This window comes from Streptomyces sp. NPDC049577, from assembly GCF_040675635.1.
Lineage (GTDB): Bacteria > Actinomycetota > Actinomycetes > Streptomycetales > Streptomycetaceae > Streptomyces.
The window spans coordinates 1-1,218 of the sequence record NZ_JBFAPH010000645.1 but is presented as its reverse complement, the minus strand read 5'-3'; the positions used below and the strand labels follow the sequence as shown (position 1 = coordinate 1,218).

Genomic DNA, 1,218 nt, shown 5'->3' with positions numbered 1-1,218 from the left:
GGCACCGCGCGCGGGCTGCGGATGGGCACGGCGGCCCTCACCACGCAGGGCATGCGCGAGCCCGAGATGGAAGGTGTCGCGGCGCTCCTCGGCGCGGTGCTGCGCGGCGAGGGGACGGGCGCCGCGATCCGCGGGGCGGTGACGGACCTGGCCGGAAGGTTCCCGCCGTACCCCCGGGCCATGTGATCATTTGCAGATCCTCCGGGACGCAACCGGCAGTGGCGGGCCCCGCGTCTTCATCCGCGTTCACGGAACGGGGGCGGACGAGAATATGGTGTTGGGCTGTGATGTCCAGCGAGACCCCTGGGGCAGCCCGTGCGTGAATACCTGCTGACGTTGTGCGTCACCGCAGCGGTCACCTACCTGCTGACCGGGCCGGTGCGGAAGTTCGCGATCGTGGCCGGCGCCGTGCCGGAGATCCGCGCGCGCGACGTCCACCGGGAACCGACGCCCCGGCTCGGCGGCATCGCGATGTTCGGCGGCCTGTGCGCGGGCCTGCTGGTGGCCGCGCACCTGTCGAATCTCAAGCACGTCTTCGAGCTGCACAACGAGCCGCGCGCGCTGCTCTCGGGCGCCGGGCTGATCTGGATCCTCGGCGTGCTGGACGACAAGTGGGGCGTGGACGCGCTGGTCAAGCTCGGCGGCCAGATGATCGCCGCCGGTGTGATGGTGCTCCAGGGTCTGACGATCCTGTGGATCCCGGTGCCGGGCGTCGGCACGGTCTCGCTCACACCCATGCAGGGCACGCTGCTGACCGTCGCCCTGGTGGTGATCACCATCAACGCGGTGAACTTCGTCGACGGCCTGGACGGCCTGGCGTCCGGCATGGTGTGCATCGCCGCCGCCGCGTTCTTCCTCTACGCCTACCGGCTGTGGTTCGGCCACAATCTGGAGGCGGCGGCGCCCGCCACGCTCTTCGCGGCCGTGCTGATGGGCATGTGCCTGGGCTTCCTGCCGCACAACATGCACCCCGCCCGCATCTTCATGGGCGACTCCGGCTCCATGCTCATCGGCCTGGTCCTCGCGGCGGGCGCGATCTCGGTCACCGGGCAGCTCGACCCCGACGCGCTGGCGCTCTTCGAGGGTTCCGAGCGGGCGGCCGTGCACGCCACCGTCCCCGTCTACATCCCGCTGCTGCTGCCGCTCACCGTGATCGCGGTGCCGGTGGCCGACCTGCTGCTCGCGGTCGTGCGCCGCACCTGGAAGGGCCAGTCGCCG

Annotated in this window: 1 protein-coding gene and 1 pseudogene; both read left to right on the top strand. The window is 71.3% G+C overall.

Going from position 1 to position 1,218, the window contains the following annotated elements; all coding sequences use genetic code 11:
* Window positions 1-186: pseudogene (locus AB0K09_RS33545) on the top strand (serine hydroxymethyltransferase); the annotation flags it as partial.
* A 129-nt stretch (window positions 187-315) separates the two neighbouring features.
* Window positions 316-1,218, top strand: a 903-nt coding sequence (locus AB0K09_RS33540) for an MraY family glycosyltransferase (protein ID WP_366069161.1), incomplete at its 3' end; no start/stop codon positions are given.